The sequence below is a fragment of the Streptomyces milbemycinicus genome (genome assembly GCF_002154605.1).
Taxonomy (GTDB): Bacteria; Actinomycetota; Actinomycetes; order Streptomycetales; family Streptomycetaceae; genus Streptomyces; species Streptomyces milbemycinicus.
The window spans coordinates 1-7,777 of record NZ_MUNE01000809.1 but is presented as its reverse complement, the minus strand read 5'-3'; the positions used below and the strand labels follow the sequence as shown (position 1 = coordinate 7,777).

At 70.3% G+C, this 7,777-nt stretch carries 4 protein-coding genes; 2 read left to right on the top strand and 2 right to left on the bottom strand.

Translation table 11 applies throughout. The features are described from left to right. Nucleotides 1–2,340, top strand: a 2,340-nt coding sequence (locus tag CCN51_RS46745) for a condensation domain-containing protein (RefSeq protein WP_143676120.1), incomplete at its 5' end; no start/stop codon positions are given. Here the strand turns inward: CCN51_RS46745 and CCN51_RS46740 are convergent. Both CCN51_RS46740 and CCN51_RS46735 read right to left on the bottom strand, forming a co-directional pair. Beyond that, the gene (locus CCN51_RS46740) at nt 2,265–6,197 is read right to left on the bottom strand and encodes a non-ribosomal peptide synthetase (protein WP_158104769.1); all 3,933 of its coding nucleotides are present in this window, start codon (nt 6,195–6,197) and stop codon (nt 2,265–2,267) included. The genes CCN51_RS46745 and CCN51_RS46740 overlap by 76 nt on opposite strands. After that, nucleotides 6,185–7,417, bottom strand: a complete 1,233-nt coding sequence (locus tag CCN51_RS46735; RefSeq protein ID WP_043486036.1) for an MFS transporter — start codon at nt 7,415–7,417, stop codon at nt 6,185–6,187. Before CCN51_RS46735 ends, CCN51_RS46740 begins: the two co-directional genes overlap by 13 nt. A 148-nt stretch (nt 7,418–7,565) precedes the next feature. Between CCN51_RS46735 and CCN51_RS46730 the strand changes: the two genes are divergently transcribed. Next, nucleotides 7,566–7,777: MbtH family protein (locus tag CCN51_RS46730; protein WP_107426267.1), on the top strand; the 212-nt coding region annotated here is incomplete at its 3' end.

The window sequence follows — 7,777 nt, the reverse complement described above, 5'->3', positions numbered from 1 at the left end:
CCGCTGTCGTTCGCCCAGCGGCGCCTGTGGTTCATCGACCAGTTGGAGCCGGGCAGCCCGGCATACAACATCGCCTCTCCGCTGCGGCTGCGCGGCGCGCTCGATCGGGAGGCACTGCGGCGGAGCCTGGAGGCGATGGTCGAACGCCACGAGGTGCTGCGTACGGTCTTCGGTTCCGATGACGGCGAGCCGTGGCAGGAGATCCGGCCCGCGCCGTCCTGGGAACTGGCTCTCACCGATCTCGGCGGGCTGGGGCCGGGAGAGCGGACGCGCGAAGCCGAGCGGCTGGTCAGCGAGGAGGCCATGCGCCCCTTCGACCTGGTCCGGGGACCGCTCATGCGGACGGAGCTGCTGCGTCTGGCCGCCGACGAGCACATCCTGCTGCTGACCATGCACCACCTCGTCACCGACGGCTGGTCCGGCAGCGTCTTCTTCGAGGACCTGGCCGCCCTCTACGCGGCCGGGGGTCACCAGGAGCGGGCGGGCCTGACCGAGCTGCCGGTGAGCTACGCCGACTACGCGGTGTGGCAGCGCGACTGGCTGCGGGACGGGGGTCTCGAACACCAACTGGTCTACTGGAAGGACAGGCTGGCCAACGCGCCGGCGGCCATCGAGCTGCCGTTCGATCGACCTCGCGAGGCTGCCGGCAGTTCGGCGGGACGGGTCGTGGAATTCCGTGTCCCGGCCGATGTTCTGGACGGGATCCGCGCTGTCAGTCAGGCCTCGAGCGCCACGGTGTTCATCACCTTGCTCGCGGCCTTCCACTGCTTGATGGGCAGGCTCACCGGTCAGGACGACATCGTGGTGGCCGTGCCGACCGCTGCCCGGGGCCGTACCGAACTCGACCGTCTCGTGGGCTTCTTCGTCAACACCCTGGCGCTGCGCGCCGACCTTTCCGGGAATCCCACCTTCCGATCCTTGCTGGACCAGGTACGGCGAGTGGCGCTGGACGGCTACGCGCACCAGGACGTGCCGTTCGAGAAGATCGTCGAGGAGCTGAACCCGGACCGGAGTCCATGGCACAACCCGCTGGCCCAGGTGCTCTTCGTACTGCAGAACAACGCCCCGGAGACCGCCGAACTGACCGGACTTGACGTGGAGCCCGTACCGTTCGACGTCCGCACCTCACAGTTCGACCTCGGCATGCAGCTCTGGGAGACCGACAGCGGGCTCCAGGGCATGCTCTCGTACCGCACCGAACTCTTCGACGCGGACACCGCTGAGCGGATCATCTCCTTGTGGAGCACGCTGCTGCACAGCGTGGCGGCAGCCCCGGACACACGCCTGTCCGACCTGCCCCTCTCCGCCACCCGCCCGCTCGCTCCACCGCCGACCGGCGCGCAGCTCCCGCCACCGCCGATCCCCGACGGGCAGACCGTCATCTCCCTCTTTGACGCCCAGGTCCGGCGCACACCCGACCGGATCGCGGTGGTGTACGGCGCCACCGAGCTCACGTACGCCGAACTCGGCGAGCGGGTGGACCAGATGGCGCCGGTGCTGCGGGAGGCGGGGGTGGGACCGGAGCTGACCGTGGCGGTGGCGCTGCCCCGCTCGGCCCATCTGGTGATCGCGACGCTCGCCGTGCTCAAAGCCGGAGGCTGCTGTCTTCCGCTCGACCCCGGCGCGCCGGACGAGCGTCTCGAACTGCTGCCGACCGACTGCCCGCCGGTCCTGACCGTCACGGATCGTGCCCATGCCTGGTTCCTCCCCGCCGACCTGCCCACCCTTGTCATCGGCGAACCACGTCCGGCCACCCCGCCGGATGTCCGCACACCGTCTCCACAGCCGGCCGGCGCCGCCTGCGTGGTCCGGGCCGCGGGCGAGCACGGCGAACCCCTGGGGGCCGTCCTCTCCCACCAGGACGTGCTGCGTGTGATCACCGGGACCGGTCCCTGTCCCGGGCTCGGCGACGTCTTCGACTTCACCGTTTGGGAATGGTGGGGGCGGTTGCTGCGTGGCAGCCGCGTGACCGTCGCGTCCCGCCGTCCGGCCGGGCGGGCCGCAGACACCTCCACCTACCCGAGCGCCGACCGGCCCCCGGGCTACGTACTGGACGGAGCCGGGCGGCGGGTGCCGCCCGGCGTCGTCGGCGAGCTGTACCTGCCCGGTCCGGGGCCTGCCCGTGGCTACCCGGGGCGACCGGCCCTCACCGCCGAGCGCTTCGTGGCCGATCCGTACGGGCCGCCCGGCGGGCGGATGTACCGCACCGGCGCCCGGGCCCGGCTGCGCGGCGACGGCTCTGTGGACCTCGTGGGCCGGGCAGATCAGGGGGGAGAGAGCGCGGTTGCCAGCGCTCTTCCGATCCTGGCCGACGGTCCGGGGGACAGCATCGCCGGATGAGTGCACTCGACGGAGATCTCCTCGATCGTCCCATCGATGAAAGGGTTCCACTCCCTGACCGCGTCCCGGCCCTCGGGCCGGTCCAGGGCGGCGGTGAAGAAGAGGAGATCTCCCCGGTAGCGCCGGGGTACGTAACCCCGCCACAGCGCACGGTGATGTCTCAGGGCGGCCAGCACCCGCGGCATCTCGTCCGCCGCGAGCCCGTCGAGTCCACCGATCGCCTCGTTGAGAAGTTCCACCGCGCCGTCGTCTCCCCACTGGGGAAGCCGGTCGCCGTCGTCATGGAATTCCGGATAGCTGTCCAGCATTCCGAGGAACCGCACCTGTTCGCCCGCCTCTTGGAGCTGTACGGCGACGGCATGCGCGACGAGGCCGCCGAAGGACCAGCCGAGCAGCCGGTACGGGCCTACGGGCTGCACCGAGACGATCTGCTCGCGGTAGTCGCGTGCCATCTCCTCGATGGTCGCGGGGCACGTCGTGTCGGGCGACAACGCTCGGGACTGTAGTCCGTAAACCGGCAGATCCGGTGGCAGATGGCGGATCAGCCCGGTGTAGCACCAGCTGATGCCACCACCCGGATGCACGCAGAACAGCGGGGTGCCCGAACCGCCCGCCGTAAGCCGCAGAAGGACGTCGAAGGCCGTCCCGTCACGCTCGCCGACCCTGCTCAGACGCCTGGCGAGGGCGGCGACCGTAGGCGCCTCGAACAGGTCTCGCAGCCGCACCTCCACGCCCAGCCGGGCCGCGATCCGGCCGACCAGCCGGGCGGCGAGCAGAGAGTGGCCGCCCAGTTCGAAGAACCCCTCGTCGGCGCCGATCCCCTCGGCGCCGAGAGCTTCCGCGAACAGCTCGCACAAGACCTCTTCGACCGGCGTGCCCGGTCCCCGGCACGACTTCCCGACGCCGGCCGGTGGCGCGGGCAGGGCAGCACGGTCGAGCTTGCCGTTCGGAGTCAGCGGCAGCGCCGGAAGCGGCACCACCGCGGCGGGCACCATGTACTCCGGCAGCAGCCGCCGCGCCCGCTCGCGCACGGCCGAGCCGTCCATGCTCTCGGGGGTCCCGCCCTCGACGGGCACCACGTACGCCACCAGCCGCTGGTCTCCCCGCCTGTCCTCCCGAGCCACCACCGAGACCTGGCCCACGACCGGGTCGGCAGCCAGTACGGTCTCGATCTCGCCGGGTTCGATGCGGAAGCCACGGACCTTGACCTGCTGGTCGGCCCGCCCCATGAAGTCCAGCACCCCGGTCGGCCGCCACCGTGCGAGATCGCCGGTACGGTACATCCGCTCGCCCGGGGCGCCGAAAGGGCATGCGACGAACCGCTCCGCCGACAGGCCCGGCCGGCCCAGATATCCCCGGGCCAGGCCCGAGCCCGCGACGTACAGTTCGCCCACGACACCAGGCGGCACCGGAGCCAGCGCGGAATCCAGCACGTAGATCCGGGTGCCGGCCAAGGGACGGCCGATGGGCACCGTTCCGGGCGGCAGCTCGGCACCGGGCTCCACGGGGAAGTCGGCGCAGCTGACCGTGGTCTCCGTCGGTCCGTACACGTTGTGCACGGTCATGTCCGGGTGCCGGCGGCGCCAGGTGCGAAGCGCCTCGGTGGTGAGGGCTTCGCCGGCGAGCAGCAGCTGACCGGTGGGCGAGCAGATGTCGGATGCCTCGGCCAGCAGCGGCAGATGACTCGGTGTGGCCTTGACGAAGGTGAAGACCACACCGGCCGACTGTGCCGGTCCGGAATCGTTTCCGCGCATCTCGGCGATCTCGGCGATCTCGGCGATCTCGGCGATCGAGGCCGTGAACAGACAGCCGCCGACCGTCAGCGGCGTCCACAGCGCGGTGACCGTCAGATCGAACGAGAGCGATGTGTGGAGCAGAACCGTACCGGCGGTCGCCGGATAGGCCCGGCGTGCCCAGGCCAGGTAGTCGGCCAGAGCTCCGTGGGTGACGACGACACCCTTGGGACGGCCGCTCGATCCTGAGGTGTAAATGACATAGACCGGATGACCGGGATGTGTCCGCACGGCCGGATCGGTGGCGGGCCGGCTCTCCAGCTCGGCCTGGACCGGGGAGCTGTCGAGGCACAGCCGGGGGATGGCCGACTCGGCCGTCGGGTCGGCCTGCCCCGTGGTGAGGACCAGCTCCGGCCGGGCGTCACGGAGCATGGCGCCGAGCCGTTCCACCGGATAGCCGGGGTCCAGCGGAAGGTAGGCGCCCCCTGCCTTGAGGACGGCCAGGAGCGCGATGACGGCCTGCGCCGAACGGGGCAGGGCGACCGCGACCAGCTTCTCCGGGCCGATTCCGCGTGCGGCCAGCAGGTGTGCCAGCCGGTTGGCCCGCGCGTCCAGCTCCGCGTACGTGAGCACCAGGCCTTTGTCGGACACGGCCGGTGCGGCCGGGGTCCGGGCGGCCTGGGCCGAGAAGAGCGCGGGCAGGCTCGGGGTGGGTGCGGCCAGGTCGGTGTCGTTCCATTCGGTCAGCACACGGTGCCGCTCGGCGGCGTCGAGGATATCGATGCTTCCGACGGGAAGCTCCGGGTTCCGCGCGGCGGCGGCCAGGATCCGTACCAGACGGGCGGCCATACGCTCGGATGTCCCGTGGTCGAACAGGTCGGTGCGATAACGGAGTTCGCCGGAAAGGCCGAGCGGTTCGCCGTCGCGGCCGAATCGCTCCCGCAGACTGAGGGTCAGATCGAACTTGGCGCTTGGCGTGTCCACCTCTTCGAGGCCGACCCGCAACCCCGGCAGATCGGGGACGGCATCCCCCTCGGGCTGGAAGACCAGCATCACCTGGAAGAGCGGATGCCTGGCCAGGGACCGCCCGGGTCTGACGAGTTCCACCACTCGCTCGAACGGAAGCTCGCCGTGTGCGTACGCCTTCAGGGTCCTGCTCCGCACCCGCTCGAGCAACTCCCGGAAGGTGGGGTTGCCGGAGGTGTCGGTGCGCAGGACCAGAGTGTTGGCGAAGAAGCCGACCAGTTCCTCCAACGCCACCTCGTCGCGGCCCGCCGTCACGGTGCCGATCGGGATGTCGGTGCCGGCCCCGAGCCTGGTCAGCAGCAGCGCCAGCGCGACCTGGACCACCATGAAGGAGCTGGCCCGCGCGTCCCGTGCCAACCGGGTCAGTACACGGTGGGCCTCGGCGCCGACCTCGATCGGTACGGCCTCACCACGGAAGCCGCTCACCGCAGGACGGGCCCGGTCGGCGGGCAGCGGCAGCTGCTCGGGCAGGCCGGTGAGTTCGGCGGACCAGAAGGCCGACTGGCGGGACACCTCGCTGTCCGGGTCGTCCTCGTCACCGAGCATCTCCCGCTGCCAGAGGGCGTAGTCCGCGTACTGGACCGGCAGCGGGGCCCACTGCGGCGCGCCGCCATCCGGCCGGCACCGCGCCCGGTACGCGGTCCCGAGGTCACGGAAGAGCGGGCCGATGGACCAGCCGTCGCAGGCGGTGTGGTGAATCACCAGCGCCAGTACCGATTCCTCCGGCGCCAGCAGCAACAGCCGAGCGCGGACAGGTATCTCCCGCGCGAGGTCGAACGGGCGCGCGCCGAACTCCTCGAGCTCCTCCGCGAGTCCGCCCTCATGTGTCTCACCCACCTCGAACGGCACGCTCAGCGCCTCCGGGCCGAGGATGTCCTGGTGCGCCATCTCCTCCTTGTCGGCCCTCTCGGTGAACACCGTGCGCAGACTCTCGTGGCGGACCACCACATCCCGCAGGGCGGCCTCCAGGGCGCCATGGTTCACGGCCCCGGAGAATCGCAGCGCCAGGGGGACGTTGTAGACCGCGCTGGGCCCTTCCAGCCGGTCGATGAGCCACAGGCGCTGCTGGGCGAAGGACAGCGGAATCAGGTCGGCCACCCGGACCCCCACAGGGTGCGATTGAGGGTCACGGGTACCAGCGCGACCGCCAGCGCCACCGCCAGCACAGTGAACATGGCGTCGGGCGACAGGAAGTCGAGCAGCAGACCGCTGCCGAGCGTCCCGGCGGGCATGCCGAGGGTGAAGAGCATGAAGGTCGCGGCCATGACCCGGCCCCTCAGCTCGTCGGGGACCTGTTGGAAGATCAGCACATCGGTCATCACATCGAGCGCGGGGTCGCTGAGCAGCATCACCGCGAGTACGAAGAAGACCAGCACCGGGCTGCTGGACAGCGGCAGTACCAGGAGCGGCGGCACATAGAGCCAGGACGCGGCGATCAGCAGTTTCCCGGGGCCCATCAGCCGGTGCAGCCGGCTGACGAAGAGCACTCCGACGATCCCGCCGACCGCCTCGCCGGACAGGGCGAGGCCGGTGCCTGCGCTGCCGACCCCCTCGCGCTGGAGGAGAACCAGGCACGACAGCACCGTGGCGGAACAGACCAGATAGAGCGCGAAGGTGATCCCCACCGTGGCCCGCAGCAGCGGGCTCCGGGCCAGGAAACGCATCCCCTCCAGGGCTCCGCCGCGCGCCTTCCCCCCGCTCGTCTCCGGTTTGCCGTCGAACCGGACCGCGCAGGCCGCGCCGAACGAGAGCAGCGAGCCGACCGCCGCACCGATGAACGGGGCCGGACGGCCGAGCCCGAAGAGAAATCCCGCCAGCGGCGGCCCCAGCAGACCCGTGCCATTGGTCCGCAATCCGTCCTGGGCGAGTGCCTGCCGCAGCTGTGCCTTGGGCACGACCGAGCGAATCGCGAGCGTCCGGACCGGGAACGCATAGGCCATGGTGCCACCGACCACCACCGCGACCAGCAGGATGTGGGTGAGGGTCAGCCGGTCCATCGCGAGGGCGAGGGGGACGGTCAGGGACGCCAGGAATCGCAGACCGTCGGCCACGATGAGGATTACCCTGCGGTCGTAACGGTCCGCGACAGTGCCCGCGTGGATCCCGAAGAGCACCTGCGTCAGGAGCTGCACTCCGCTGAACGCTCCGGCGGCGAACGTCGATCCGGTCATCGCCAGCAACAGGAGCGGATAGGCGGTGGTGGACATGCGGGAGCCGAGCAGGGACGCCGCGGAACCGCCCCATAGCAGCTGAAACCGCCAGTTCCTGCGCAATGGACGCAAAGCCGCGGTCGTCTCACCTGCTTCAGCCGACGCCATTCCCCGCCTCCGCTCGACACTGCCCAAAATAATTCGGCAATGATTTCAGGGCCGAGATCAAATCCGCAAGGCTTGTCGTCGGGCCGAGGAATCTCCTAGATTGCCCGCAGTCATGACGGCGTATACATCTGACAGGGAGGAGTTTGCCATGACAAATCCATTTGATGACGAGAACGGGCATTTTCGGGTCCTGGTTAATGCCGAGGGGCAGCACTCGCTCTGGCCGACTTTCGCCGAGGTCCCGGATGGCTGGGAGATTCGACTGGGTGATTCGAGCCGGAAGGACTGCCTTGCATACATAGAGAAGCACTGGACCGATATGCGGCCCACCAGCCTGGTGGCGGCCATGGCCGCCGACTC